This window comes from Actinoalloteichus hymeniacidonis (assembly GCF_014203365.1).
Lineage (GTDB): Bacteria > Actinomycetota > Actinomycetes > Mycobacteriales > Pseudonocardiaceae > Actinoalloteichus_A > Actinoalloteichus_A hymeniacidonis.
Genome location: NZ_JACHIS010000001.1, coordinates 477,298 through 502,936 on the forward strand (window position 1 = coordinate 477,298; position 25,639 = coordinate 502,936).

Sequence of the window (25,639 nt, forward strand, 5' to 3'; positions counted from 1 at the left end):
CCTCGCAGTGCGCGTTCCTCGGTCTGCCAGTTGATTCTTACAGCAATATCACCGCGTTACGCGACCGGGACGTCACGGTCGGTACGTTTGGTTGAAACTGTACCGATTTTTGGGCGGCCGCTCACGTTTTCTCGCCGACGACGAGATAACCCAACTGCGCGACATGCTCCAGTCCGAGGATCTCGTTCTGTTCGCGAACCCACGACATCCCGTCGGACGCGCCGCCCAAGGGAGTGAAACCACCCAGCAACGCCTCGATCTCTGTTCTCGTCCTGATCACCACCGGAGTAGGGGTGTCGTGATAGAGCCGCGCGAACTGACCCATCTGGTCGGGTCGATGATCGGCGGTCAGATGGGTGTAGGCGAACAGACTGCCGGGAGCCAGTGCCTCGTGATATCGAGACACGAAACGATGCGGGGAATCCGAATCCGGGATGACATGTAGCAACGCCGTCATCAGCAACGCGACCGGTTGATCGAGGTCGAGCATGCCGCCTGCCTGCGCTGCGGTCAGCACGCTGTCGGGATCGCGAACGTCGGCCTCGGCGATCGCCGCGTTCGAGTTTCCCTTCAGCAGCAGCCTGCCTTGTCCGACGGTGAGTGGTTCGTTGTCGATGTAGACGATTCGACAGTCGGCGGCGTGTCGTTGCGCGACCTCATGTGTGTTGCCCACCGTCGGAATACCGGAACCGATGTCGAGAAACTGGCGGATTCCCTGCGACGCGAAGTGCTGCACGAGGCTGCGACCCAACAACCGATTGTAGATGCAAAGATCTCGAATCTGCGGCATGACCTGCATCGCATGCCGAGCGAACTCCCGGTCGGCCGCGAAGTTACGGTTGCCGCCCAGATAGAAGTCGTATACCCGGGCCGCGTTGGGCATCTCCAACATCGCCGAAAACGGAGCCCTCGTCTGCCGGGCCATCAACCACCTCGCGCCGTGCTGTCGTCGAGTGGGAGATTACCGATCTCCCACTCGACGACCAACGTGGCCCTGTGGTCTCCATCACTTCCGGTATAGCTCGGCGATTTCCGCCGCGAAATCGGTCGTGATCGCAGCTCGCCGCAACTTCAGCGACGGCGTGACATGTCCGTCCTCGATGGTGAAATCCGAAGTGAGAATGCGGAACTTTCGGACTGATTCCGCCCGGGAGACCATCTCGTTGCCCGCATCGACCGCCTCCTGCACGGCGGCGATCAGATCGGGGTCCTCCGCCAGATCGGCGACGGTGGCATCGGCGGGCTTGTCGTGCTCCGACTTCCACTGCGGGAACGACTCGAGGTCGATGGTGATCAAGGCGGCGATGAACGGCTTGGCGTCGCCGACCACCAACGCCTGGCTTACCAGAGCGTGGCCTCTGATCACGTCCTCGATGCCCGCCGGGGCGACGTTCTTGCCGCCTGCGGTCACCAGGATCTCCTTCTTGCGGCCGGTGATGCGCAGATAGCCGTCGGAGTCCAGTTCGCCGAGGTCGCCCGTGGCGAACCAGCCGTCGGTGAAGGCCTCGGCGGAGGCGGTCGGGTTGTTCCAGTACTCCCGGAAGATCACACCGCCCTTGAGTAGCAGCTCGCCGTCGGCAGCGATCCGCAGCGACGTCCCCGGCATCGGCTGTCCGACCGTGCCCAGCTTGATCTTGTCCGGCGTGTTGAAGACCGCGGCCGCCGTCGTCTCGGTGAGGCCGTAGCCCTCGAAGATGTGCAGGCCGATGCCCCGGTAGAAGTGGCTGAGCCGCTCGCCGAGCGGCGCCCCGCCGGAGATGGCGTAGCGGACCTTGCCGCCCAGCACCGTGCGGAGCTTGCTGAACACCAGCTTGTCGAACAGCAGGTGCTTTCCCTTGAGCAGCAGGCTCGGTCTGCCGGCATCCAACGCCTTGCTGTAGGCGATCGCGGTCTTGGCCGCTAGATCGAAGATCGCGCCCTTGCCCTCCGACTTGGCCTTGCGCTGGGCACGGTTGAAGACCTTCTCGAAGACGTGCGGCACCGAGAGGATGAAGGTGGGCTTGATGGCCTGCAGGTCCGTGGTGAGATCGACGATGTCCGGGGTGTGTGCCGTACGCACTCTCGCGCGGGCCACGGCCACCTGGACCATGCGGCCGAAGACGTGGGCGACCGGCAGGAACAGCAGGGTGACCGGCTCGGGCAGCTCCGCGGACTGATGGGTGAAGAGCTGCGGCAGTTTGGCGATCGCGTTGTCGACCTCGGCGAAGAAGTTCGCGTGGGTGAGGATGCATCCCTTGGGGCGGCCGGTGGTCCCGGAGGTGTAGATGATCGTCGCCGGGTCATCGATCTTGACCGCCTTGCGCCGCTTCGTCAGCTCCTCATCGGGAACGTCCTTGCCCGCCTCGATCATCGCGTCCACCGCGCCGTCCTCGATCTGCCACACCGTGGTCAGATCGGACAGCTCGCTCCGGGCCACCTCGACGTCGTCGGCGTTCGCCTGGTTCTCCACCACCGCGGCGACCGCGCCCGAGTCGGACAGGATCCATCGGATCTGTTCCTTGGACGAGGTGGCGTACACCGGCACGGTGATCGCGCCAGCCGTCCAGATCGCGAAGTCCAGCAGCGTCCACTCGTAGCGGGTCCTGGCCAGCAACGCCACCCGGTCGCCCTGCTTGATGCCCGCGGCCACCAGACCCTTCGCCACCGCCGTGACCTCGTCACGGAACATGGTGGTGGTCACATCCGACCAGACATCGCCGGTCTTGCGGTTGAACACGACCTTGTTGGGAGCCTCGGTGGCGTTGAGGTAGATGATGTCGGCCAGGCCGCCCTCCGCAGGCGCCGTTGCCAAGGGGGGGACGCTGAGCTCGGTCACGACGGCTCCTTCTAGACGACGGATGAGGCACGGCCGGTGGACCGCGTGCGGGCCATCTTGCCCTCCCGTACCCGATGCCGGTTCTCATCGAGTGAACGTGATGAGTCCGTATCGTGTCGAGAACTCGGGGCATGGGCAAGAGCCCAACCGCCTCAGTGCTGCATGGATGCCTGACCGTTGCCTTGGCTGCGCACACCGTGGCCGCTGCCGGGTCCCTGCTGAATCGGATCCGAATACCTTGTGACGGACCTCCCACCCCGCGCCCCAGCACGACATAATGTGGGACCTCAGATCAACTGCGGGAGTGGTCGCATGCCGATGTCGAAGTCCGGTGGAACGCTGCTGTACGCCAGCCTGCCCAACGGGCTGCCATGTTGGGTGGATCTCGTCTCCACCGATCCGACGGCGGCATTGGACTTCTACCAGCAGCTCTTCGGCTGGCAGTACCAGCGGGCCGATGTGGTGACGCCGGATGCGGGTGCGTCGGGCGAGACTCCCCAGGCATCGGATGACGGCCCGGTGGATGCCACCGGCGATTACCTGCTCGCTATGCGGGATGGGATCCCCGTCGGCGGTATCTCCACCCGACCCGGCGCCGCATCCTGCTGGGTGCTGCATCTGGCCGCTCACCGACTCGACGAGACGGCCACCGCCGCAGCGCGGCTCGGCGCGCAGGTCGTGCGCCGCCGCGAGCAGTTGGGTTCGCTGGGCGAACGACTGGTGGTGCGTGACTCCGGACTGGCCGAGATCGCCTTCTTACAGGCAGGCCATGGCTGGCAGTTCGAGGTGGGCAGGCCCGGCTCGCTGATCTGGGCGGAGCTCATCACCAACCGGGTGCGTTACGCGGATCACTTCTACGAGGGCCTCTTCGAATACGAGACACGGCAGTTCGGCCGACGAGACGACCTGGTGGTCTGGTACGTGGGCGGGGACTCGGTCCTGGCCAGGGTGCGGATGCTCAAGGACGAGTTCGCGCCGCAGACCGAACCGCATTGGCTGGTGTACTTCGGCGTGGATCCGGCCGTCGGCGTCGACGAGACCGTGGCGCAGGCGCGGGCCCTGGGCGCCGAGGTGCGCGTGGACCCCTTCGATTCCACCTATGGTCGGATCGCCGTGCTGCGCGATGACGCAGGTGCACGGTTCGGTCTGATCGATCCCAGCGATGCGACCCAGCATGAGACGGCCGCGATCTACGACCCGTACGACGACTGAATCCGCGCGGTCCGCGACCGATGGGTGGGCCGAACCGGCCTGCTCCGGCTGCGGCGAGAGCCGCTAGAACAGGCTGAGCCAGAAGCTCCAGAACGCCTGGAGCACCAACGCCACGATGGCCAACGCCCATGCCGTCATGACGACGTGTCGGTATTCGACGAGCATTCGCCCGAACCCGCCGAGGGGCAGCCTGCCGGTGCGGATGTTGGCGACCGTGGTGTACCAGAAGATCGGCAACGTGACGGCCCAGACGACCATGCAGTACGGGCAGAGCGCCCGGATGTCGAAGAGACTGGCGAAGATCAACCAGTGGATGAACACCACACCGAACAAGGTGCCCGCCTGCAGGCCTAGCCAGAACCAGCGCTTGAACCTGGCGCCCGCCAGCAGCGCGGCGCCGACGGCCATCACCACGGGGAAGGCCGCCACCCCGATGATGGGATTGGGGAAGCCGAACGCTGCCGCCTGCGGGGTGGTCATCACCGATCCGCAGCTCAGCACCGAGTTGATGCTGCAGGTCGGGATGTACATCGGGTCGATCAGCAGCTGGATGCGTTCCAGCAGCAACACGAAGGCGGCGACGAAGCCGAGGGTCCCGCCGATCGTGAGTAGCCAGGCCAAGCCGAGGACGCCCTGCTCGCGAGCCGTCTCGGGCTCGGTGGGGGCGGCGCTGTCTTCTGCGGCGGGTTCGGCCGTGTCCAGATCGCCGTCGTCCGCAAGCTGGTGAGTCATCGGCCCCGATCCTAGCCCTGCAACCGAGACCGGGTCGTCGCCGGACCCGGAAAATCTCGCTGTGGGTAGTCGAATGGACTCGTTGGGCGACGATTTTCCGTTGGATGTCGGCGTCGCGGCGTGGGCGGGTCGGGACTATCGCGCCACAATGGTGGCCGGAGCCGCCGATGTCCCGTGGTACTGCCCGGCGGTGGTGTCGGTGCCCGACGTGCAACCGCCCATGCCTACTGTCGGTATCGATTGCCGGGCCCGGGCAAGGAAAAGGTGAACGGACAGTGGCGAAAACGAGTAAGACTGGGGAAAAACCGGAGCCTGCCACCGGGATGAATTTCTCCTAATTGGTGGCGGGAAACCGCGCCACGGTCGACCGGGTAGGCCAAGCGAAGCGGGTCTCGAAACATCCTTGCGACCTTCAATTACTCGCGGGTAGCCAGCAGCTCGGGCGGCCGTCAGGCGTGACTGCGGCCGGGGTGGCTGAGAAATTGTGACGCGAGTCACGGTCGATCCGCCGGGCTCGAATTCCACCTCCACCTGCGCTTTTCAGCTGTTCCCGGCTCTATCTCGCAGGTCGGTACGTCGAATTCGGTGGTTGGCCTTGGCCGGGGTCGGCGGCTAAGGTGATCGGGTCCCCGGGGAGTTCTGACGTTTCAGGGAGTTGTTTCACGGTGGGGAGCTTCATCTCGACCCAGGTTGTCCCCTTTTTGTTCATCGTGGCACTTATTTTGATTTTCAGTGGAATTGCGGGCGTCGTACTCAGCTCCATGGGGCCGAAGACGACGATCATGGCGATTGGTGTCATCGCACTTTCCTTCGGCTTCGTCGTCGAGATCCTGCCGCTGCTCGCCTGTGCGGCGCTCGGCATTCCGTTCGGGTTCTTCGTCTACCGCCGCAGGCTCGGCATGCCGGTGCGCATGCCGATGGCGATGCGTCCCGCAAGCCGCTGATTCATCAGCTCGTGGCATAGGTCGCCCGACGATCGGCATCGGTCGGGCGACCTATGCCACGCTGTATCGATGATCACCGTGTGCGACCGGCTCGCCGTGCACCGCACGCCGATGTCCGTCCCCTGCAGGTGTGGAGACCAGAACCTACTCCGGCCGACATCCGGCCGACCGCTGGTGGCGGCCCATGCGTCTTGACCGGGTCCACTGTCGACGCAGATTCGAGACCGGCATGGTGGCCACGCTCGGCACCATCGACGCCGCAGGCAGCCCGCACCTGGTCCCGGTCACCTTCGCGATGCTCGGCGAATCGGTCTACCTGGTGGTGGATCAGAAACCGAAATCGTCCCGACAGCTCGCCAGGCTGCGCAATATTCGTCGCCATCCGGCCGTGTCGCTACTGGTAGACCACTACGAACCGGACTGGGCGGCGCTGTGGTGGGTCCGAGTCGATGGCACGGCCCGGATCGAGGCCGAACCCACCGTGATGGCGATGCCGCTACAAGCGCTCGCCGCGAAATACCCGCAATACCGGCAGGAGCCGCCAGCCGGGCCCGTGATCAGGATCGATGTGGACCACTGGGCGGGCTGGACGGCCTCCTGAGGAGCTCTCGTCGTGCTAGTCCCCTCGGCGTACCGGGCCGAGGATCTCCTGTTCCTTCTTCGTGGTGATCAGCCGTAATGGGCGCCACAGGTTGTGCCCCAAGGCCACGACACCGTCGTCCTTCAACGTCGTGAGCTGCTGCATCATCGGCGGTGGCAACCGCCACACCCTGGCGGCCAGCTGCGCCTGACCGACCGGCATCCGCTGCAGCAACACCAGATCGGCGGAGTTCGCCGTGGACGTCGCATTCGGATGCAGGTAGGGCAGCACATACAGGGTGGTCTGCCACGGGGATCGAGGCGGGAAGAGATCGTGCGGCAGGTGGCCCTCGTCGTGCACCACCAACAGCGGCGAGTCCTCCGTGGGCCTCGGCAACTCGACCGGGCTGAGCCTGCGGATCTGGACCTGCGGCACCGGACGTCCGTCGGGCAGCTGACCGGCTGCTCGCACCAGCATCTGCCAGGCTGCGGGTCGACCGGTGGCGATGACCACCGACGCGCCGGTCGCCATCGCCCGCAGCGCCACCTGTCGGGCCAGATACAGCCCGCCCACCATCACGACCCTGGTCGGTGCCGAACGCAGCACCGAGATGGTCAGCGGCTCGCCCTTCATGCCGGAGCCCAGGACCATGCCGCCCCGGTCGCCGGACGGGCTGACCGCGTCCAACAGGTTCGGCGACACCAGGAACTCCGGTGCCACGCCCCCGTCACTGCGCTGGCTGTAGGCGATACGACTGCTGCTCATACCGTGCCTCCCAACGGCAGCGTGGCGGCCAGGCCCGGAATCTGCAGGCCGCGCAACGGCGTCAGCGTGACGCCGAGCTTTCCGCTGAGCTGATTGAGCCGGGTGTGTGCCGCCGCGAGTTCGCTCGGGGTGCGGGCGCTGACTCGGACCAGCCCGCGAAGGCTGACCTGGCCCTCGTCGACGGTCGGCGAGATCGACATCGTCACCGTCGAGGACAGGGCGCGGACACCGGTCAGCGCATTGAGGTTGTGTGCCGCGCGGCTCGGCCACGCCGTCACCGCGTAGCTGGCATGTCCGACACCACCGGCGGTCACGCCCGCCCACCGCTCACGCAGACCGACCTTGACCTGTGCACCGGCCACCGACTGCAGATTCGCGGTCGAGATGCCCGCCCGCAACAACTCGTCGACGTCCAGGGGCCTGGTCGGCACGCCCTGACCCTCCATCGCGTTGCGAACCCGGGACAGGGCGCCGATGAGGGCCCGGTGCGCGCCGACGACGCCGCCGCCACGTTCGCTGACCGCGTTCTGACAGCGGCGCGGGTCCAACCGCACCGCGACCAGCGTGCTGCGCCGTGCCGCGGCGGGCAACGGACCGAGCACCTCGAGGTAGGAGTTCAACGCGGGCGAGGACGCGGGCAGCGAGGCGCTACCCGGGTAGCAATGCCAGATCACCTGGATCGAGTCCAGCACCACGCCACGGTCCTCGAGACAGGGGGCCAACGCACCGAACGGCAGGTTCGGCGCCGCACCGACGTGGGTGACCAGCGCGGGCGCTGGCTCGACCATCAGCACCGCGGTCCAGGCGCCGTCGTGCCAGGCCAACCCGAGCGGCCTGCGCTCGTGATCCTTGGCATGGGCCACCACCAGATCCGGCAGCACCAGCCGAAGCAGCGCGACCCTGGCATCCTCGGGTCCGGTGACGGTCTTCTCCTCCGGCGCGGGAACGCCGTTATCCGCATCCGGCGGCGGAACCGCGACCCGGGTGTGGGAGCGCGCGAGGTATCGCAACGTCAACCCGGTCCACTCCACCACCCAGCGACCTCGCCACCGGGTGAAGGCGATCGCCATGGCGATCACCAGGACTCCGGCCGACACCGGCCAGAGGGTGATCTCGATCGCCATGATGAGAAGGCCGATGGCCAGGCCGACTTCGAGCACCACCAGATTGGCTACCGGGAAGGCGCCGAGGCTGGGGCCCACGGCACGCTTACGGGCCTTGCCGATCGGTCGGGCTGCGGGGGTGCTGGGCGCGGGTCCTTGTCCTGGCCCTGGTCCTGGCGGAGCCGGGCGCGGTGCTCCGGGGCGTGGCGGTGTGGTCACGGACATGTGTTCGGTCTTCCCCTCGCTGACGCGTGACGGCGTGGGTGGTGTGGTGGTTCGATCTTCATCGCAGGGCGCGGTGAAACTAGACGAGCCCACAGTGTGCCAGCGGCTCCAGGCACGGCTTCCCGCAATCCGGGTTCAAGCCGAGTCGACGCCCGCTATTGTTCCGAACCGTACCGTGGACTAGAGAGCTGTAGGTTCGAAATGCCATCAACACCTACCACCAAGTCCCAGGTCCAGGCTTATCGCTTCGTTTTGCGACGAATGCAGTCGGCGCTGGTGCGCAAGGACGCGGTGATGTTGCACGATCCGATGCGCACTCATCAGCGCTCGGTCATGGCGGGGGTCGCACTGTCGGTGGTCGCGCTCCTCGGCTTCCTGATCTTCGGAATCATCTCGCCGCGGGCCCAGCCACCGAATCCGGGCGCGGTCGTGGTGTCCGAGCCATCCGGCGGTGTCTACATGGCCGTGGACAACGACGGGATGCAACTCATCCCGATGACGAACATGGCATCGGCGCGGCTGCTGCAGATGCAGCTCGGGGTCAATGCGGACACGGTGGGCAAGATGGACGTCATCGGTGATGACGTGCTCGCCGATATTCCCCGAGGCCAGCTCACCGGTTTGATCGGCGCACCGGACTACATGCCGGATGCGGACCGTCGAATCTCGCCCAGCTGGGCGCTCTGCGACGTTGTGGAGCTGGACACCAGCCTGCCCAATGCCGAGGAGGCCGCGCGCCCGGAGACGACCGTGCTGGCGGGTGTCGACGACCTACCCGGCGAGAAGATGGACGAGGAGCAGGCCCTGCTCGTCTACGCCGAGGAGCAGGAGGAACAGAAGTACCTCGTCTACCGACCCTCCGGCACCGACGGTGGTTCCCGCAACATCGTCCGTGCGCCCATCGACCTCGATGACGACACCGTTGCCGCTGCGGTATTGGACTCCGGACCGACTCCGCGAGCGGTCAGCCTCGGATTCCTGAACGCCATTCCCGAGGTCGCGGCATTCGGCGCTCCGGAGATCCCCAACGTGGGCCAGCCGCTGGATGAGCCCGTTCAGCTCAGCGACGGCTCCGACGCACAGGTCGGGACCGTGGCCTTCTCCGAGCGGGCCGCAGGTGACCGTGCCTACTACGTGCTGCTGCAGGACGGATACCAGGAGATCCCGGAAGGCGTCGCCGACCTGATTCGTTTCGATCAGGACCTGACGGTCGCCGCACCGGGCATCCAGTCCGACCAGCTCAGCCAGATCACGCAGACGGAGAACCTGCTCGATGTCTCCGACCTCCCGGGTCTGCTGCCGACTCCGGTGTCGTTCAGCGAGTCCGAGATGTCCTGCTTCACGTGGAACGGATCGGATGGCGCCACGATCGACATGCGACTGGGCAGCGAGGTGGTGCTGCCGAAGTCCGATGAGGACAGCGACGTCGAGATGCGGGCGGTGACGCTGACCAGCGCCGAGCACGTCGACCACTTCTTCATGCCGCCGGGCAACGCCGCCGTGGTGCGGGCGGCTGCGAGTGAGGAGGGATTCGACTCCGGTCCCCTGCACTTCGTCTCCGACCGAGGGGTCTACTACGGCATCCCGGATATGGAGCATGTGATCGGTCTGGGACTCGCCAGTGACAGCGGGGGCGTGGACGCCGCGCCGGAGTCCATCCTGGGGCTGCTGCCCAGTGGCCCCCGGCTCGATCAGGACGATGTCAGCCGGGTCTACGACGCGGTGCCCTTCGATGACCAGGGCGGCAACCGGTTGCAGCTGGATCCGGAGGATGCGCAGCACGACGAGCCGGAAGACGATTCGGGCTTCCTGGGCTTCTAGACCGACCGTGGTCTGAGGAGATCACCAACAGCTGGGCACCGATCATCGGATCGGTGCCCAGCTGTGTTTTTCGGAGCTTGTCGCAGGCACGGGAACCGGAGTCGGTCGTAATCCGTCTCACCTGACGGGGCACAGCAGACCACGAAACGAATGGGACTGTCCCCACCGCAAATCGCCGACCAGCGAATTCACGACCTTCCGGGGGGAGCGCCGTGTCCGACGCCATCAGCATCGATATCGACTGGCTGAACAATTACGCCAAATCCGTCAATAACGCCTCCGACGATATGCAGGCGGCCGACGAGAGCCTCAACGAAGCACGGATCAGTGCCGAGAGCTTCGGCGAACTGGGCGCGGAGGTGGGAACCGACGTGGCGTACGCCCGCGTAGCCGACCACCTCTACCAGCAGGCTCAGCGTGGTTGCGAGGTCTTGGCCGCAGCCGCAGCGGGTCTGCGAAACGTGGTCACCATGCACCAGACCCAGGACGACGATGCCGCCCGCGAGCTCGCTCGCAACGAATAGGCCTGCTCTACTTCGAAGGAGGTCGCCGTGCGACCCGATCAGTTCGGCCAGGACGAGACCGCGTGGGGCCCGTGGGGCAGCCCCGAGGCGCAGCGCGTGGCCGCGCCCGCATACAGTGCCGCCCCCACGGATTCCCCGAACTTCGAGGCACCGGGCGTAGGGGACGACGGGAACCAACGCAGCATCGCGCCCATCGGTATCGGGCTGAACCCCGCCACACCGGGTGGCCCCTCGGAGCCGGGCGGCAGACCAGGGCCGGGCGGCACAGGCACCGGAATCGGCGGCCCGGACGGCGAGCAGATCGCAGGCGGCGCGAGCAGCCACCTGGAGTACCTGTCCTGGATCAGCCGGGAACTCGGTGTGCCGGACCCGGTACAGGAGTTCTTCGGCCCCGTCGTCGGTCGTTGGAACGACATGCACGAGCAGGCCGAGCGGTGGCGCAAGACCGCCGAACTCGTCGACGAGGTCGCGCTGGACGTATCGGGCCCGCTGGGTGGGATGGACGACGGCTGGACCGGAAAGGACGCCGAATCCTTCCGGACCCACATCGACCAGTTCGGCTCGGCCAGCACGTCGCTCTCCGAGACGATGGTCTCGCTTGCCGAAGCGCTCGATACGACCGCCGACGGCATCCGCCAGCTGGTGATGGACATGGTGGAGGTGCTGGCCCACGGCGCCGAATCGGTGTCCGAGGCGATGGTCCTGCCGCTTGAGGGTGAGCAGCGGGCCGCCGGTTATCTGCAGGAGATGCGCGGACCGATCGTCGAGATGTACGAGCTCGTGCGCGAGGTCCTACAGGGGCTGGTGCAGGCCTGTGAGGGCTTCGAGGGCGACACCGTCTTCGCCGACATCGAGATGGCGCACACCTACCCCGGGGAGAACTGGAGCTTCGAGATGCCCGGGGTGGAACAGGGCCCGCCGCCGGAGGCGATTCCCTCCGCAGCGGGCGGCGGCGGTGCCGCTGGCGGCGGTGCCGGCGGTGGCGGTGGCGCGGTCGGTGGCGGCGGCGGTGGCGCAGGCGGCGGCTTCGGCGGTGGCGCCGGACTCGGTGGCACGGGCGGCCCGAGCGGTTCCTCGCTGGCGGCCGGGCCGGGCGCCTCGACCGGTTATGCGGTGCCGACCACCAGCGCGCCCGCGGCGGCGACCGCAGGTGTCGGTGGTACAGGCGGTGCAGGCGGCGGAATGATGATGGGCGGTGGCGGCGGCATGGGCGGTGGCGGCGCCCAGCAATCCGAGGACAAGGACCGCAAGAGCTCGTCCAGGGTGGTCGCCGATGCGACGCAGCTCTTCGGCGAGCCGGAACCCACCGTGGCGCCGGTCATCGGCGCCGACGAGGAGCAGCAGCAGAACTGATTTTCACCCTGGGGGTGGGGGAACACCGGTGGGTCTGTCGCGAGATGCGACAGACCCACCTTGTGTTCGACGGCTTGGTGCGCCGCCGGTGTTCCAAGACCTCAGGATGCGCCTCGGCTACCCGAGGCTATGTCGGCGAATAGAACCGCCGATGAGGCATGTTCGCGCCGCAGCGAAGCGTTGGGACGCCAAGCGCATCAGGCGGCGGTGTGCTCCCCTCGGGTGTGCCGGACGGTGCGCACGATGAAGAGGGTGACCAACAACAGCACCAGCCCGCCGCCCGCGCCGGAGACGGCGACGATGGTCGGCGTCCAGTCGAAGGGCGGTATCGGCGGCAGGTCGTTCATCGCCTGGGTGGGCTCGGGCGGCTGCACGCCGTGTTCCTCGGGCAGTACCTCGGTCAGGGCCGCCACCGGATTCAGCGCGCCGAAACCGACCCCGAAGCTGTGGCCGTTGAGCCCGCCGGGATGCTGCGCGGTCTGTTGCAGTCGGTTGATCACCTGTTCAGCGCTGAGATTGGGGTACCGCTCCCGGACCAGGGCCGCCACACCTGCGACATACGGCGCGGCGAAGCTGGTGCCCTCGATGTTGCTGGCGTCACCGTTCGCGCTGGCGGTCTGACTCGCAAGGGAGGTCGCATTCGGTGCGGGGTCGAGCGAGATGATCTCCTCGCCGGGCGCCACGATGTCCACCCAGTCGCCCGCGACGGAGAACTCCGACAGCGCACCGTTCTGACCCATGGACCCGACCGTCAGCACCTCCGGGAAGATGCCGGGGAAGGTGTGATTGTTCAGGCCGTTGGGCGTGTTGGGGTCTGCGCAGGCCGCCGAATCCGCATTGTGGTTACCCGCTGCGGCGATCACCACGATGTCTTGTTCGATGGCGTGGTTGATGGCCGCGCGCAGTGGGGCGATGTGGACCTCATCGGAGTAGGTCGATTCAACGCAGGCGGTCTCGGAGAGGTTGATCACCGTCGCGCCGGCTTGGGCGGCGAGCACGATCGCGCGGGCCATCGTGTCCAGATCGCCCGCCGTGATCACCGACTCCTCGTCCTGCTGACCCGGGGGGCCGTAGAAGGAGGACACATTCCGGATACTGATGATCTCCGAATCGGGGGCCACCCCGACGAACCCGGTGACCGGATCCGGCGCCGCAGCGATGATGCCCGCCACGATGGTGCCGTGCCCGTCGCAGTCGACGGTGCCGCCGTCATTGGCGACGTAGTCGCCCGCGCCCTGGACCCGACCGGCCAATCGGGGGTGCTCGTTGACGCCGGTGTCGATCACCGCGACCCGCTGGCCCGCGCCCGTCGCATACTTCTGCGCTTGCTCGATCTCGAGGAACATCTGGCCCCACGGCCGCTGCTGGAGGTCCGAGGGCACGCTGGTGTTCGGTTGCAGACAGCCGACCTTCTGTTCGAACCTCGAGTGGTCCGCCCCGCTGGGCCCGACGTTCTGCGGAAGATTGGCCGGGTCCGCAGGCGCGTACCGCGCGATGTCGGTGATGGCCTCCTCGGTCTCTTCCGACTGGGCCAACGCGGGCGTCGCCGTCAACGGGATGCTCACCGCGAGCAGACCCGTGGCGACGGCGACCACGGCACGGCGCGTCCTACCCATGGAGAAGATCATCGGGTAACCCCATCATCGGCTGAACAGGTCGATCTGGATCAGATGGCGGAACGTGCTGTAGAGGTCCATCACGGCCAAGGACAGCGGCACCACGATCGCGATCATCACTGCCTCGAAGATATCGACAGATCGACGCAGCACCGGCGAGAACTTCTGTTCCGGGAACACGACGCCGAACACGAACGCCGCAACCGCAAGCACCAACAGACTGCTCAAGGTCGCCAGCAGCAATATCAACGTGTCGCCCGCGCTGGCCATCATCCAGCCGATCATCAGGCCGCCGAACGTGGTGACGCCGCACAGCAGTAATGCGATGGCCTGGATTCCGTTGGCGTAGGTCCGCGAACGCATGCACAGCACGATCGCCACGACGGCACCGAAGATCGGGCCCCAGATGGTCTCCGAGGTGGCGGTGATCACCGAGGCGACCGCGGCGGTGGCGCCGCAGCCGATGATCATGCCGGTCATGTACTGGTGCGCCAGGCCGGACCGCCGCTCGATGACGGCGTAATCCGGGAACCCGCCGTCGTCCTTGAGGTCCTCGGCGTTACCGGGCACCTGCGGCAACGGCAGCTTGGCCAGTTGGATGGTGATTCGGGGCAGTAGCGAGATCATCGCGACGGCGACTGCCGCCGTACCCGACGCGATGCCGGGCCCGGGATGGTCCACGAAGGTGGCGATGATGTACGCGATGGTGGCCAGTAGCCCGGCGGTCGCCGATGCGACGAAGACCGTGATCCCGGTGCCCAACAACATGATGCAGGCGACCGAGGCCACCAGGACCAGAGCGAAGGCCAACAGCAATGATGGTCGTGGCTGGGCCCCCGGCACGATGTAGAAGCCGGAGACGAACGCCATCGGGAGACCACCGGCCGCGGCGATCAACAATCCAGTCGTCGTGGCGCGATAAGCCCGCGCGATCACCGAGCCGAGTGCGATGGCCACGATGGTGGCCACGCCGCCGGTGATGGCGGCGGCGAGATTGTTGCCCGGGCCTGCGAGGAAGACCGCGACCGCCGCGCCCAACAACGCCAGCACACCGGCCAGATGTCCGAGTCGGTGCGCGGTTTCCTTGGTCCATGGCCGGAAGCTGTCCGGATCGGAATCCGAGATCGCATCGACCACATCGTCGTAAAGCGGCGGCGGCGGATTATCGATGCGGCGCCTGAGTTGGAGGATCTCGCCATCCACCACCCCGAGCGAGGCCAGCGTGCGATTAGGCGTGAGCGGACCCTCGCCCATTTTGGTCAGGCACCAGCCGCCGTGCCGCGCGCCGCCATCCGGGGTGACCTCTTTGGCCATCTCCAGCAGCATCGGGAGGATGTCGGCCACTGCCACATCGGCGGGCAGCGCGACATCGATGCGTGTCTTCGGCGCAACCACCGTGACCCGGCTGAACACCGTCGTACCGGTCGCCACTTGAGTCTCCTGGTCTTGTCGTCGGTCCAAGTCTCCTGCGGCGCGGCGGCGCGATGATCGACGGCAATTTCGGTGTCCACGAAGATGGACAGCGATTAGCCGTCGTCGCTCGCTCCCGCCTGCGGGCGGGCATTAGGGTCGGGTTGTTCGAAACCGCACCGACCCGTCGCCGAGCGACCCTAGTATGGCGGCACCGGCAGGCTCGCGTCCGGGAGTTCGATGACAACGATCAGAATGTATGCGGCTCGTCGTCCATCACGCCGCCGCTGTCGTTCGTCCGGAACTCTTGGATGTCGTCGAGCGGAAACACCACATCGAGTTCGAGAGGTGCGTCTTCGGTGAGCACGCTGAGGTTCAAGCGGTCGCCGCGACTGGCAGCCCCCAGGCTCCCCGGCGGAGAGGTGCACCTCGAACCGCCGCCCGAGGTGCCAAGGACCATTCCCGGCAACATCATTCAAAAGCTGCTTCCCGTGATCATGATCGTGGCGACCATCGGAATGATGGCCTTCATGATGACCATGCGGGCCAACCCCATGATGTTGATGATGGGCGGAATGATGCTCATCTCGACCGTCGGGATGATGGCTGGTGGTCGTGGAAACGGAGGAGGCCAGAAGAAGGCCGAGATGAACGAGGACCGCAAGGACTACCTGCGGTACCTCGGTCAGATGCGGGACCGCGCCCGGGAGGCCGCCGACGAGCAGCGCGCCGCGCGGGAGTGGAGTCACCCCGACCCGCAGGCGCTGTGGTCGATCGCCGCGAGCAGCCGCAGGCTCTGGGAGCGCCGCACCAACGACCCCGACTTCTGTCAGCTGCGCTCCGGTCGAGGGCCGCAGCGACTGTCCACCCGCCTGGTGCCACCGCAGACCGGCCCGGTCGACGAGCTCGAACCGCTCACCACACTGGCCCTGCGCCGGTTCGTGCGCGGGCACTCGATCCTGCCGGACATGCCGATCGCGATCTCGCTCCGCGGATTCGCCGCGATCGGTTTGAACGGCGAGCGGGAGCACACCCGGCCGCTGGCCAGGGCGTTGATCGCCCAGCTGGCCACCTTCCACAGCCCGGAAGACGTGCTCATCGCGGTCGTCGCGACCGGTAAGACCAAGCAGGAATGGGAATGGGTCAAGTGGTTGCCCCACGCCCAGCACCCGACGCTCACCGACGGCATCGGCCAGCTCCGGATGATGGCCGGTTCGCTCGGCCAGGTCGAGGCCTGGCTCGGCGAGCAGATCCGCGACCGGCAGCGGTTCAGCCGGAACGCGCCGGTGCAGCCGGATCAGGCGCACATCGTCATCGTGATCGACGACGGTGAGATCAGTCGTGAAGAGCACATCCTCATGGAGGAGGGCCTGGTCGGCGTCACCCTCCTCGATCTGTCCGACTCGCTCGGCAACCTGACCACCCGACGTGGGCTGCGCATGGTGGTCGAGTCCGACCGCCTCGGTGCCCGTGGTGCGGGCGGCGTCGAATGGTTCGGCGCGCCGGACGGCATCAGCCTCGCCGAGGCCGAGGCACTGGCCCGCAAGCTGGCGCCGTACCGGATCAGCGCGGCCGCCCAGCAGGAGGAAGAGGACGAGCCGCTGCTGTCCAACCCGGGTGTGTTGGAGATGGCGGGCATCCCCGGCGACCCGATGACCTTCGACGTCCAGGAAGCCTGGCGTCCCCGACCGGTTCGCGACCGGTACAAGGTCGCCTTCGGCGTCGGCGAGCACGGCCAGCTGGTCGAACTCGACATCAAGGAAGCGGCCGCGGGCGGCATGGGTCCGCACGGACTGTGCGTCGGCGCGACCGGTTCCGGTAAGTCGGAGTTCCTGCGGACCCTGGTGCTCGGTCTGTTGGCCACGCACTCCTCGACCTCGTTGAACATGATCCTGGTCGACTTCAAGGGTGGTGCGACGTTCTCCGGTCTCGACGTCGCGCCGCACGTCGCCGCCACCATCACCAACCTGGCAGGCGACCTCACCATGGTCGACCGGATGAAGGACGCGATCGCGGGCGAGATGGCCCGGCGGCAGGAAGTCCTGCACAAGGGCAACTTCAAGAACGTCTGGGATTACCAGAAAGCGCGCGAGAACGGCGCGGATCTCGATCCGCTGCCCGCATTGTTCATCTGTATCGACGAGTTCTCCGAGATGCTCGTCGCCAAGCCGGACTTCATCGACCTCTTCTTGCAGATCGGTCGTGTCGGTCGTTCGCTTCAGGTGCACATGTTGTTGGCCTCGCAGCGATTGGAAGAGGGCAAACTGCGCGGATTGGACACCTTCCTGTCCTACCGCATCGGTCTGAAGACCTTCTCCGCCTCGGAATCACGCGCCGCGATCGGTGTCCCCGATGCCTACGAGCTGCCGTCCATTCCGGGTTCGGGGTATCTGAAGTTCGACACCACCAGCATGGTCCGGTTCAAGGCCTCCTACGTCTCCGGTCCCTATCGGCCGGCAGGCATCCAGGTCGGCCCGTCCTCGGCGCCGGTGACGGCCGACCGCCGTCCGAAGTTCTTCGTGCCCGACTACATCGAGATCCCGAAGGCTCCGGTGGTACAGCAGGCCGAGCCGGTCAAGGAGGAGAAAGAGGAGAAGGCGGACGAGCCGAGCAGCTTGGACGTCCTGGTCGGCAGGCTCGTCGGTCAGGGGCCGCCCGCTCACGAGGTGTGGCTGCCGCCGTTGACGGAGTCGCCCTCGCTCGACCAGCTCCTTCCGCCGTTGTCCCAGACCGAGGATCGCGGTCTGACCCCGGTCGGGTTCTACGGCAACAGCAGGCTCACGGTGCCGCTCGGCCTGGTCGACAAGCCGTTCGACCAGCGACGCGACCTGTTGTGGGCCGACCTCTCCGGCGGTAAGGGACACGCTGCGGTGGTCGGCGGTCCCCAGTCGGGCAAGTCGATGCTGCTGCGAACGCTGATCATGTCGATGGCCCTGACCCACACCCCGCAGGAGGTGCAGTTCTACTGCCTCGACTTCGGTGGTGGAACGCTGCAGAGCCTCACCGGCCTGCCGCACGTCGGTGGCGTGGCCAACCGGCGGGAGCCCGACACGGTACGGCGAACCTTCGCCGAGGTCAGCGGCATCATCGCCCAGCGAGAGGCCCAGTTCGCACGCCTCAACATCGACTCGATCGCGGACTACCGAGCCAAGAAGCGCCAGGGCGAGGCGGCGGACGACCCGTTCGGCGATGTCTTCTTCATCATCGACGGTTGGTTGAACTTCAAGACCGAGTTCGACTCGCTGGAGAAGCAGGTCCAGACGTTGGCCGCGCAGGGTCTGTCCTACGGCGTACACGTCATCGTCGCGGCCAACCGATGGGCGGAGATCCGGCCCGCGCTCAAGGACCTGTTGCTGACCCGGTTGGAGCTGCGGCTGGGTGACACCACGGAATCCGAGGTGGACCGGCGTACCGCGGTCAACGTGCCGCAGGGCTTCCCCGGTCGAGGCCTGTCCCCGGACAAGCTGCACTTCCTGGTCGGCTTGCCCAGGGTTGACGCGGTCAGCGACGCGGGCGATATCGGTAACGGCGTCGCCGACGCGGTGGCCAAGATCAACGCGGCCTGGAAGGGCAGGCACGCCCCGAAGGTGCGGTTGCTGCCGCAGCTGCTGCGTTACGAGGAGATTCCCGCCTTCCAGCAGCCCGCGGGCAAGAAGCTCATCCCGATCGGTGTCGACGAGAACGAGTTGGCCCCGGTGTTCCTGGACTTCGAGTCCGACCCGCACTTCATCGCCTTCGCCGAGCGCGAGGCAGGCAAGACCAACCTGCTGCGCACGATCATCAACGGCATCATCAGCACCTACACCTCCAAGGAGGCGCTGATCCTGCTGGTGGACTACCGGCGAACGCTGCTGGGCTTCCTCCAGACGGACCACCTCTTGGAGTACGCCGCCTCGGCCCAGCAGGTGAAGGGCTACATCGGCGACATCAAGAAGTCCCTGGACAAGCGACTGCCCGGCCCGAACGTCACCCAGGAAGAGCTGCGGAACCGTTCCTGGTGGAAGGGTCCGGAGCTGTTCATCATCGTCGACGACTACGAGCTGGTGTCTCCGCAGGGAGCCAACCCGCTGGCACCGCTGGCGCCGTATGTGGCGCAGGCCAAGGACGTCGGTCTGCACCTCATCCTGGCCAGGAACATCGCGGGCGGTAGTCGGTCGAGCTTCGAGCCGGTGATCGGCAAGCTCAAGGAGGTCACCAGCCCCGGCATCATCATGAGTGGTCCCAAGGAGGAGTCCAACATCCTCGGCAACATCAAGCCGACCGCCATGCCGCCGGGACGAGGAACGATCGTGAGCAGGCGTACCGGTCAGCAGCTCATTCAGATCGGTTGGGTGGAACCGGAGTACTAGAGTCGGGCCTGGAATTCGCCAGGGGTACCGGAGATGACCGAGCGGGAGACGTTTCGTGAGTGTGCGTGTCGCGGTCGACTTCGGTACCTCCAGCACCTGCGTGGTCCTCTCCGTCGATGGGCGGGACCCGCAGGTGGTGGTGGTCGACGGACAACCTCTCGTCCCGTCCGCGGTGTTCGCCGCCGTGGACGGGACGTTGTTCGTCGGACGGGAGGCGGAGCGGCAGGCGGGTATCGACCCGTCTCGCTACGAACCGCATCCCAAGCGGCGGATCGACGAGGGCGAGCTGCTGCTCGGCAGCACCGTGCTCTCGGTGCTCGACGTGGTGCACGAGGTCCTGACCAGGGCGGTGGGCGAGGCCCGCAGACTCGCCGACGGCGCCACGGTGGACCTGCTGGTCCTGACGCATCCCGCCGACTGGGGAGCGATACGCACCCGGGTGCTGCGGCAGGCCGCACATGGACTCGGGCGGGAGTTCATCCTGATCGAGGAGCCCGCCGCCGCCGCGATGTTCCACGCCGACACCCCCGACGGTGCGGCGGGAGCGGCCGGGCCGCTTGCGGTGCTCGACCTCGGTGGCGGCACGGTCGATGCGAGCGTGGTCCGACGCCGAGGCAAGGGCTTCGAGGTCCTCGCCAACAAGGGCATCGGTGATTTCGGTGGCGCCGACATCGACCAGGCCCTGCTGGAGCATCTCGGCAACGAGGTCGGTTCGCATGATCGGGCCGCCTGGCAACAGCTGGTCGCGGGCCGTGAACTCGCCGACCGTCGTCGGCGTCGCATGCTGCACCAGGACGTCCGGGGCGCGAAGGAGACACTGTCCCGGCACACGTTCACCGATGTGCCGATGCCCTCGCCCTTCCCCGACGCCCATGTGACCCGCGCCGACCTGGAAGGGCTGATCCAGCCCGCCGTGACCAGGGCCGTCGATCTGGTGACGGCCACCACCGAGGCGGCCGGGCTGACCGTCGCCGAGCTGACCGGGGTCTTCCTGGTCGGAGGATCGAGTCGGATCCCGCTGGTGGCCAGGCTCGTGCACGAGCGGATCGGCCTGGTCCCGACGACCCTGGACCAACCGGAGACCGTGGTGGCGCGTGGCGCGCTGCTCGCCGCCGCCTTGGATCCGGAACACACCAGTGGCCTGCCCGGTCCTGCGCCGGGACCCGGATCGCGGGGACGCCCACCGGTCGGCCCGCCGCCGGGCGGCAGGCGGATCGGCGGGCCGATAGCCCGGCCACCGGCCCCGGCCGGAATGTCCGGGACGCCCTATCGCGAGAACCGGGCCGCGCCTACGCCGCCGAGACCGACCGCCGGGTTACCGCCGTCGTTCGCTCCGCAGGGAACTCCGCCGTCCGGCGGACCGATCGCACCGGCCGCGTCGGTCGGCGCGGGCCGGGGGACCGCCGCTTCGTCGCCCGACCGACTCCGGCGCTGGGCGCTGCCGGTGGGGTCGGGTGTGATCCTGTTGGCCGCTGTGATTAGCGCGGTGCTGTTCTTCGGCCGCACGAGCGACCCAGGTAACGCGATCGCCGATATCGGAGTCGATTCCGATGGGCAGGAGATCGCGCAATACGACTATCACTTCTGGATGCCATCGGATTGGGAGCAGACCGGCGGTGACGCGAGCCGGCGTTCGGTGCAGGTCAGGCCGGTGAATGCGCAATCGGAAACAGAGCTCATCGTGGTCGAGGAGTGGCGGCTGAACTACGACAGCGATTCCGATTGGGAACGCGCATTGGGTGAGGTGCGTCAGAATTTCGAGGCGGCGACGAGCAGCGTCTCCGATTTCGACGAGGCGGCGGAGTTCGCCGGTCGCGAGGTTATCCACTATCGCCAGACCCTGTCGGATGCCGAGGTCGATTGGTATGTCTACTTCGACGGCGAGGTTCAGGTGAACGTGGGTTGTCAGTACGCCGAAGACGGCGAGACGACCGTCAGACGAGCCTGTGAACAGGTGGTAGGAAGCCTGACGGTCACCGGGTAGTCCGCGCAGGCCAGCGCGGCTGGGGGAATGAGGAGCGAAGGCGATGAGCGGGTCCCAGGACGCATTGGCGAAGCTGCGTGCGACGGTGTCCACCGCGGTGAGCCGGGGGCAACAGGCGGCGGCGAAGGCGCGCGAACACGGCGAGCGGTTCCGGTCGGACAATCGCGCGCTCGCGGAGAAGGTGGATCGGCGAGCGGCGACCCCGAAACGGGACGAACTCACCTCCCAAGAGTTGCTGGCGCAAACTGCTGCCTTCCGCGAGGGTGCCGGGCTGTCGGTTCCGACGCATCCGTCGGGCGAGGAATTATTGGCAGATGCACAGAAGGTCGAAGAAGCGGACCGCGCGAAGCCCGTACCATTTCGGAAAGCACATTCTCCAGCGGGTCTTACAACCTACGGCGACGACGAGGATGACGATTTTTCGCAAGAGCGAATCCTTGGCTGACCTGCGATTTCGCGCGCTGGCGTTTACGGCAGCAACGACTTCGGTGAAACTGCCAGACAAAGGGGAACCGAATCTGGCAGTCTTTGCGTCGCAACACCACAACCGACCGACTTGAGTACGAATGGGGAGTCTCCGATGTCTGACGCATTCGGCGTGACCACCGACGAGATGATGGCCGCCGCAGGCGACGTCGCCACCGCCAACGAGGAGATCACCGCGGTTCTGAGCAGCCTCCAGTCCACGGTGGGCAACGTCGCGGGCCTGTGGGCCGGTGCCGCCGCCACCCAGTTCAACACCCTGATGGAGTCGCTCGACGCCGCCGGCCAGAAGATCAACGCCGCGCTGGACGAGATCGGCCAGAACCTCGCCGGTTCCGGTGAGGAGTACGCCCGCATTGAAGAGGAGCAGGCCAGCTCCATCGGCGGCATCGGTGGCCGCCTCGAGGGCCTGTGATCGTCGGCCTCGGCCGCGACACCCTCTGCGACACCAGCACAGCTTCTTCACTTTTCCGGTTCGTCCGATCCGATGCGGATCGTCACTGAAAGGAGCCCACGATCATGGGCGGCGCCATCAAGGTGAGTTTCTCCACCATCGTCAACGCCTCCGAAGAGGTGAACAACGCGGGTAACCAGGCCGAGGAGATCCAGTCCAACCTCAAGACCCGCCTGGCCCCGATCGTCAGCAGCTGGGAAGGTCAGGCCCAGGAGAACTGGCAGCAGGTGCAGGCCAAGTGGGACGAGGGTGCCCAGCAGCTCCGCGAGACCATCGCGGCCATCGGTAGCGCGCTCGGCGTCGCAGCTGAGAACTACCAGGCCGGTGAGCAGGCCAACGCCGCGCGTTTCTCCTGATCCACCCCTGGTGTGATCATGTCGACGGCCCTGACGGCCCCGTTCTCGGGGCTCTCGGGGCCGTCGGCGCTGGTAGGCGCTCCCGGCTCATGGCCAGGCGGGTCGGCCGCAGTCGGTTCGACCACTGCCGCGATCCGGTGCCGGGCGTAGTCTCAAACGCTGTTCCATACCGGCTCGACGCCCTTGACGAGGGGGGCGTTTTGACCCGATGGAGGAGCAGCGGGTATCTTCCCTCTTTGTTGTGCGGTACGCGGTGAGAGTTGATCCCCCGCGTTCCTCGGTGCGGAGGCATCCAGCTGAGGGGGCCGCAGTAACATCCTGGAGCCCATCCATTCCGATGCGAACGACGACGAGGTAGATCCGTGCGCACGTACAGCCCGAAGCCTGGCGAGGTGAAGCGCGCCTGGCATGTGATCGACGCCGAGGACGTGGTGCTCGGCAGGCTCGCCACCCAGGCAGCGATTCTGCTGCGTGGCAAGCACAAGCCCAGCTATGCCCCGCACGTCGACACCGGTGACTTCGTCGTGATCGTGAACGCCGAGAAGGTGGCCCTCACCGGCAACAAGCGGGACAACAAGTTCGTCTACCGGCACAGCGGTTACCCCGGCGGTCTGCGTAAGCGGACCTACGGCGAGGCGCTGGAGAAGCAGCCCGACCGCCTGCTGGAGAAGACCATCCGGGGCATGCTCCCGAAGAACCGGCTCGGCCGGGCGATGGGCAGCAAGCTGAAGGTCTACGCAGGCTCCCAGCACCCCCACACGGCGCAGTCGCCGCAGGCGTTCGAGATCGGCAAGGTGGAGAAGTGACCGCCCCAGAGCAGGGTTCAGAAGAGAACACCATCGACGACGCGGCTGTCGTCGAGACCCCCGAGGCCGAGGCTGCGGCTGTCGAGACCGACGTCGTCGAGGGCGACGCGGTTGAGGTCGAGGCCGGCGAGTACGAGGCCGAGGCCACCGAGGGTGAGATCGACGGCGAGCAGAGCCTGTTCGGCGATGACGAGGAAGCCCCGGTCGCGTTCGTGAGCGGACCGGTGCAGACGGTCGGCCGTCGCAAGGAGGCCGTGGTCCGGGTTCGCCTGGTGCCCGGCACCGGCGAGTTCAAGCTCAACGGCAAGGCCCTCGAGGAGTACTTCCCGAACAAGGTCCACCAGCAGCTCATCAAGGAGCCGCTGGTGACCCTGGAGAAGGTCGAGTCCTTCGATGTCTTCGGCAACCTGCACGGCGGCGGCACCTCCGGCCAGGCCGGTGCGCTGCGGCTGGCCATCGCCCGGGCACTGATCGAGGTCGACGCCGACGACCGTCCGGCCCTGAAGAAGGCCGGTTTCCTCACCCGTGACTCGCGGGCCAAGGAGCGGAAGAAGTACGGCCTGAAGAAGGCCCGTAAGGCGCCGCAGTACAGCAAGCGCTGATTCGGGTCCTGTCTTTTGGGCAGGCAGTAAGCGGGAGCAGTCATCGCCATCATGGCGGGGCTGCTCCCGTTGTCGTTTGTGTCCCCTTGCGGCGCCGACCTGCGGCGCGACGTGGAGGTTTCTTCGACCATGGCCCGGCTCTTCGGTACCGACGGAGTGCGTGGACTCGCCAACGCGGATCTGTCCCCGGAACTCGCACTGTCCCTGGCCTCGGCGGCGGCCGAGGTGCTCTCCGAACATTCGGAGAGTCGCCGCCCGGTAGCGGTGGTCGGCCGAGATCCTAGAGCCAGCGGCGAGATGTTGGAGGCCGCGGTCACGGCCGGGCTCAGCGCGGCGGGCACCGATGTCCTGCTGGTCGGCGTGCTGCCGACGCCTGCCGTGGCCTACCTGGTCGGCGAACTGGGAGCGGACTTCGGCGTGATGATCTCCGCCTCGCACAATCCGATGCCGGACAACGGCATCAAGCTCTTCGCCGAGGGCGGGCATAAACTCCCCGACGCCCTGGAGGACGAGATCACCGCCCGTCTGGGCAATGCGACCCGGCGGCCGACCGGCGCGTCGATCGGCCGCGTGCAGTACGTCTCCGACGCGGACAGCCGCTACGGCGACCATCTACTGGTCGCGACGCCGCAGCGCCTGGACGGGCTCCGAGTGGTGGTGGACTGTGCGCACGGTGCCGCCTCCTTCGTCGCGCCCGACGTGTTCCAGCGGGCAGGCGCCGAGGTCATCGCGTTGCACGCGGACCCGGACGGCCGCAACATCAACGACGACTGCGGATCGACGCACATGCACCACCTGCGGGAAGCGGTGCGACACCACCGCGCCGATGTGGGGATCGCGCACGACGGTGACGCCGATCGCTGCCTGGCGGTGGACGAGACCGGCGAACTGGTCGACGGGGACCAGATCCTCGCGGTGCTGGCGTTGGCCTTGCGCGAGTCGGGCGAGCTGGCCGAGGACACCCTGGTGGCGACCGTGATGAGCAACCTGGGTCTGCACCTGGCGATGCGGGAGAACGGCATCAACCTGCGCACCACGGCCGTGGGGGACCGCTACGTGCTGGAGGAGCTGCGGTCGAATGGATTCTCGCTGGGCGGTGAGCAATCCGGCCATGTGGTGCTCCCCTCGCACGCGACCACCGGCGATGGTCTGTTGACGGCGCTGCGGTTGATGGCGCGGATGGCCTCCACCGGCAAGCCGCTCTCGCATCTGGCCTCGGTGATGCGTCGCCTGCCGCAGGTGTTGATCAACGTCAAGGTCAAGGACAAGGCCGCCGTCGCTGGCAAGCCCCAGGTGGCCGCTGCGGTGGCGGAGGTGTCGGCCGAGTTGGGGGAGGCCGGCCGGGTACTGCTGCGGCCTTCCGGTACCGAACAGATCGTGCGGGTCATGGTCGAGGCCACCGCGCAGGATGTCGCCGAGTCGGCGGCCCGGCGGTTGGTCGACGTGGTCTCGGCTGCGGGCTGAGATCAGGGTGGCGCAGCGGGTGCGGTGGGTGCCGCACCCGC

Annotated in this window: 21 protein-coding genes; 14 read left to right on the forward strand and 7 right to left on the reverse strand. The window is 67.0% G+C overall.

The features are described 5' to 3' along the window. Window positions 1–121: 121 nt before the first annotated feature. Both BKA25_RS02220 and BKA25_RS02225 read right to left on the reverse strand, forming a co-directional pair. On the reverse strand, window positions 122–925 hold the full coding sequence (locus BKA25_RS02220) for an SAM-dependent methyltransferase (protein ID WP_069852541.1): 804 nt from the start codon (window positions 923–925) through the stop codon (window positions 122–124). A gap of 81 nt (window positions 926–1,006) precedes the next feature. Further along, window positions 1,007–2,815, reverse strand: coding sequence for an AMP-dependent synthetase/ligase (locus BKA25_RS02225; protein WP_069852539.1), 1,809 nt, complete (start codon window positions 2,813–2,815; stop codon window positions 1,007–1,009). A gap of 312 nt (window positions 2,816–3,127) precedes the next feature. On the opposite strand from BKA25_RS02225, the gene BKA25_RS02230 reads away from it, so the two are divergent. Continuing rightward, window positions 3,128–4,027, forward strand: coding sequence for a VOC family protein (locus BKA25_RS02230; RefSeq protein WP_069852536.1), 900 nt, complete (start codon window positions 3,128–3,130; stop codon window positions 4,025–4,027). Window positions 4,028–4,090: 63 nt separating this feature from the next. Here the strand turns inward: BKA25_RS02230 and BKA25_RS02235 are convergent, their stop codons facing one another. Then, complete coding sequence (locus BKA25_RS02235; protein ID WP_084643432.1) at window positions 4,091–4,759, reverse strand: vitamin K epoxide reductase family protein; 669 nt, start codon at window positions 4,757–4,759, stop codon at window positions 4,091–4,093. Window positions 4,760–5,424: 665 nt separating this feature from the next. On the opposite strand from BKA25_RS02235, the gene BKA25_RS02240 reads away from it, so the two are divergent. Together BKA25_RS02240 and BKA25_RS02245 are read left to right on the forward strand one after the other, a co-directional pair. Next, window positions 5,425–5,703: a hypothetical protein gene (locus tag BKA25_RS02240; RefSeq protein WP_069852534.1), complete on the forward strand. Its 279-nt coding sequence runs from the start codon at window positions 5,425–5,427 to the stop codon at window positions 5,701–5,703. A gap of 130 nt (window positions 5,704–5,833) precedes the next feature. Next, window positions 5,834–6,304: a TIGR03668 family PPOX class F420-dependent oxidoreductase gene (locus tag BKA25_RS02245; protein WP_311734446.1), complete on the forward strand. Its 471-nt coding sequence runs from the start codon at window positions 5,834–5,836 to the stop codon at window positions 6,302–6,304. Window positions 6,305–6,319: 15 nt separating this feature from the next. On the opposite strand, the gene BKA25_RS02250 is transcribed toward BKA25_RS02245, so the two are convergent. Next, complete coding sequence (locus BKA25_RS02250; RefSeq protein ID WP_069852532.1) at window positions 6,320–7,048, reverse strand: hypothetical protein; 729 nt, start codon at window positions 7,046–7,048, stop codon at window positions 6,320–6,322. After that, window positions 7,045–8,376 carry a type VII secretion protein EccE gene (gene eccE, locus BKA25_RS02255; RefSeq protein ID WP_084643431.1) on the reverse strand — a complete coding sequence of 444 codons (1,332 nt, stop codon included), beginning with the start codon at window positions 8,374–8,376 and terminating at the stop codon, window positions 7,045–7,047. Before eccE ends, BKA25_RS02250 begins: the two co-directional genes overlap by 4 nt. A gap of 201 nt (window positions 8,377–8,577) precedes the next feature. Between eccE and eccB the strand changes: the two genes are divergently transcribed. From eccB to BKA25_RS02270, 3 genes are all read left to right on the forward strand, one after another. After that, window positions 8,578–10,197, forward strand: coding sequence for a type VII secretion protein EccB (gene eccB / locus BKA25_RS02260; protein ID WP_069852530.1), 1,620 nt, complete (start codon window positions 8,578–8,580; stop codon window positions 10,195–10,197). A 212-nt stretch (window positions 10,198–10,409) separates the two neighbouring features. Continuing rightward, on the forward strand, window positions 10,410–10,721 hold the full coding sequence (locus tag BKA25_RS02265) for a hypothetical protein (protein ID WP_084643430.1): 312 nt from the start codon (window positions 10,410–10,412) through the stop codon (window positions 10,719–10,721). 27 nt (window positions 10,722–10,748) lie between these two features. Beyond that, window positions 10,749–12,074 carry a WXG100 family type VII secretion target gene (locus BKA25_RS02270; protein ID WP_084643429.1) on the forward strand — a complete coding sequence of 442 codons (1,326 nt, stop codon included), beginning with the start codon at window positions 10,749–10,751 and terminating at the stop codon, window positions 12,072–12,074. A 197-nt stretch (window positions 12,075–12,271) separates the two neighbouring features. Here the strand turns inward: BKA25_RS02270 and mycP are convergent, their stop codons facing one another. Next, complete coding sequence (gene mycP, locus BKA25_RS02275; protein ID WP_069854113.1) at window positions 12,272–13,690, reverse strand: type VII secretion-associated serine protease mycosin; 1,419 nt, start codon at window positions 13,688–13,690, stop codon at window positions 12,272–12,274. A 24-nt stretch (window positions 13,691–13,714) separates the two neighbouring features. Continuing rightward, on the reverse strand, window positions 13,715–15,121 hold the full coding sequence (gene eccD, locus BKA25_RS02280) for a type VII secretion integral membrane protein EccD (RefSeq protein WP_069852528.1): 1,407 nt from the start codon (window positions 15,119–15,121) through the stop codon (window positions 13,715–13,717). A 338-nt stretch (window positions 15,122–15,459) separates the two neighbouring features. On the opposite strand from eccD, the gene eccCa reads away from it, so the two are divergent. The 8 genes from eccCa (at window position 15,460) to glmM (ending at window position 25,598) form a co-directional block, all read left to right on the forward strand. Continuing rightward, window positions 15,460–19,449 carry a type VII secretion protein EccCa gene (gene eccCa, locus BKA25_RS02285; RefSeq protein ID WP_069852526.1) on the forward strand — a complete coding sequence of 1,330 codons (3,990 nt, stop codon included), beginning with the start codon at window positions 15,460–15,462 and terminating at the stop codon, window positions 19,447–19,449. Between the two features lie 55 nt (window positions 19,450–19,504). Beyond that, window positions 19,505–21,433, forward strand: coding sequence for a type VII secretion-associated protein (locus tag BKA25_RS02290; protein WP_069852524.1), 1,929 nt, complete (start codon window positions 19,505–19,507; stop codon window positions 21,431–21,433). A gap of 43 nt (window positions 21,434–21,476) precedes the next feature. Next, window positions 21,477–21,878 carry a hypothetical protein gene (locus tag BKA25_RS02295; protein WP_069852522.1) on the forward strand — a complete coding sequence of 134 codons (402 nt, stop codon included), beginning with the start codon at window positions 21,477–21,479 and terminating at the stop codon, window positions 21,876–21,878. Window positions 21,879–22,013: 135 nt separating this feature from the next. Further along, window positions 22,014–22,331 carry a WXG100 family type VII secretion target gene (locus BKA25_RS02300; protein WP_069852520.1) on the forward strand — a complete coding sequence of 106 codons (318 nt, stop codon included), beginning with the start codon at window positions 22,014–22,016 and terminating at the stop codon, window positions 22,329–22,331. Between the two features lie 104 nt (window positions 22,332–22,435). Beyond that, window positions 22,436–22,726 carry a WXG100 family type VII secretion target gene (locus BKA25_RS02305; RefSeq protein WP_069852518.1) on the forward strand — a complete coding sequence of 97 codons (291 nt, stop codon included), beginning with the start codon at window positions 22,436–22,438 and terminating at the stop codon, window positions 22,724–22,726. Between the two features lie 362 nt (window positions 22,727–23,088). Next, window positions 23,089–23,532 (forward strand): 50S ribosomal protein L13, encoded by a 444-nt coding sequence (gene rplM, locus BKA25_RS02310; protein WP_069852516.1) that lies wholly within the window; start codon window positions 23,089–23,091, stop codon window positions 23,530–23,532. Further along, window positions 23,529–24,134, forward strand: a complete 606-nt coding sequence (gene rpsI / locus BKA25_RS02315) for a 30S ribosomal protein S9 (protein ID WP_084643427.1) — start codon at window positions 23,529–23,531, stop codon at window positions 24,132–24,134. Before rplM ends, rpsI begins: the two co-directional genes overlap by 4 nt. 129 nt (window positions 24,135–24,263) lie before the next feature. Then, window positions 24,264–25,598 (forward strand): phosphoglucosamine mutase, encoded by a 1,335-nt coding sequence (glmM, locus tag BKA25_RS02320; protein ID WP_069852514.1) that lies wholly within the window; start codon window positions 24,264–24,266, stop codon window positions 25,596–25,598. Window positions 25,599–25,639: the final 41 nt, after the last annotated feature.

Excerpts from the sequence above, each read along its gene's own strand:
- BKA25_RS02295 (WP_069852522.1), top strand. The coding sequence starts at position 21,477 with ATGAGCGGGTCCCAGGACGCATTGGCGAAGCTGCGTGCGACGGTGTCC.
- glmM (WP_069852514.1), top strand. The coding sequence starts at position 24,264 with ATGGCCCGGCTCTTCGGTACCGACGGAGTGCGTGGACTCGCCAACGCG.
- BKA25_RS02220 (WP_069852541.1), bottom strand. The coding sequence starts at position 925 with ATGGCCCGGCAGACGAGGGCTCCGTTTTCGGCGATGTTGGAGATGCCC.
- BKA25_RS02235 (WP_084643432.1), bottom strand. The coding sequence starts at position 4,759 with ATGACTCACCAGCTTGCGGACGACGGCGATCTGGACACGGCCGAACCC.
- BKA25_RS02250 (WP_069852532.1), bottom strand. The coding sequence starts at position 7,048 with ATGAGCAGCAGTCGTATCGCCTACAGCCAGCGCAGTGACGGGGGCGTG.
- mycP (WP_069854113.1), bottom strand. The coding sequence starts at position 13,690 with ATGGGTAGGACGCGCCGTGCCGTGGTCGCCGTCGCCACGGGTCTGCTC.
- BKA25_RS02230 (WP_069852536.1), top strand. The coding sequence starts at position 3,128 with ATGCCGATGTCGAAGTCCGGTGGAACGCTGCTGTACGCCAGCCTGCCC.
- eccE (WP_084643431.1), bottom strand. The coding sequence starts at position 8,376 with ATGTCCGTGACCACACCGCCACGCCCCGGAGCACCGCGCCCGGCTCCG.
- eccB (WP_069852530.1), top strand. The coding sequence starts at position 8,578 with ATGCCATCAACACCTACCACCAAGTCCCAGGTCCAGGCTTATCGCTTC.
- BKA25_RS02300 (WP_069852520.1), top strand. The coding sequence starts at position 22,014 with ATGTCTGACGCATTCGGCGTGACCACCGACGAGATGATGGCCGCCGCA.
- BKA25_RS02305 (WP_069852518.1), top strand. The coding sequence starts at position 22,436 with ATGGGCGGCGCCATCAAGGTGAGTTTCTCCACCATCGTCAACGCCTCC.